2 protein-coding genes are annotated in these 1,356 nt (G+C 38.1%); both read right to left on the minus strand.

Annotated features, from left to right (window positions below; all coding sequences use genetic code 11):
• Positions 1-186: 186 nt before the first annotated feature.
• Entirely contained in the window at positions 187-924 is a 738-nt protein-coding gene (locus ACFIKU_RS09700; RefSeq protein WP_375657382.1) for an antA/AntB antirepressor family protein, read from the minus strand.
• Between the two features lie 48 nt (positions 925-972).
• Positions 973-1,356, minus strand: a 384-nt coding sequence (locus tag ACFIKU_RS09705; protein WP_375657381.1) for a hypothetical protein, incomplete at its 5' end; no start/stop codon positions are given.

Consider the following 1,356-nt stretch of genomic DNA (forward strand, 5'->3'; position numbering starts at 1 on the left):
GGCATCATGCCAAACCCAACAATCGCCCTCATGAGAGAGGTTACCCTCATGCTCTATAAAACCACCAACGTCACCTTTCTTGACTCTTCCAAAGTCTTTTAAAGCACATATGCGGCGTAGAGTATGTCCATCAACTTCGATTGTTTCATCAGTAAGTTCATATTTCTTTTCCATAATGATAGCCTCTTAATGCATGCTTTGTCTTTTAAGCTCTTGAGACAGCACCCCCATGCCTTTTGTTGTGATTTTTGCTGAAGGAATGACTTTTTCAGCCTTTGTTGTTGTTTGAATAATGTGGGTTGAGCAATCCATTAGTCCTTTTTGGATTTTATCTTGATAAGGAAGCAAAGGAGCGCCATCAGTAATTCGATATATCCATCTTTTTTCTTGTAAGAAGAGAATGAATTTTTTGGGTTGCATTTCAAGAATTTTAGCAGCTGTAATAAGACCGAAGAGCCCATCAGAGCGTTGTAAGCTTTCAAGAGCCATTGCTTTTGGTTTTAAATCTTCAATGATGGTATCTTTTTGATTTATTTGTCCTTGTAGGTAATTCAAAAAGCCAATCATCGCTTGTGGACTTGAGTAATCGATTTGTGGTGTAACAACTTGCTTTGCACGCCGCTCGCATTCAATAAAATATTGACGGGCTTGCTTTCCTTTTTTATTACGCTCGACCATGGCAAGCTCTTTCGCCATGTCTAAGGTAAGATAGTATTCTACTGCTATGGCATTGTTCGCTTCCATTTTTTTGTGGAAGCGAATAAAGTCCCTTCCATCAAGGAAAGCATAGGTCATAATACGTTTTTTTATCCAAGTAGAAAAATCTTGTTTACTCTCCAAAAAGACATGTAATTCACGTGCATTTACTGTCTGAACGCTTTCTTCGTTAATGGTGTTATTTGTAATAGCGGTAGGATTATGAATAAGTTTACTCAATACGATAATTTAATAAGAGGAATGAGGGGGGCGATTTTAAGAGGGACATGTATAATGTGGGTAATTTGGAATGACATCCGTAAGAGTTAGACGGTGCTGCTGTTCATAAGTCCCGTAAGTTTCATCTTCATATCGCTGCTGTTCGATTTCTTCTAAAAAAAAACCGTATGCGTTACTGTCTTTAACAAAGTCGTGAGGTATATTGCCGTTGAAACACTGCTCTTCACATTCTTTCAGATAGCATTCGGCAATATCTTCAGAGATATCTTCACAACGATTAGTCGTTGGTTCTACACGCAAAATTTGGACAGCATTATCGGCTTGGTCGATAAATTTGATCATGTCCTTTTCTTCTAAGAAAGGACCAGATTTAGCGAGATTTTGTTCTTCATTTTCGCAGATGACTAAGAGAATTTCATC

Origin of the sequence: Bartonella sp. CM120XJJH (genome assembly GCF_042194715.1) — a bacterium.
Taxonomy (GTDB): domain Bacteria; phylum Pseudomonadota; class Alphaproteobacteria; order Rhizobiales; family Rhizobiaceae; genus Bartonella.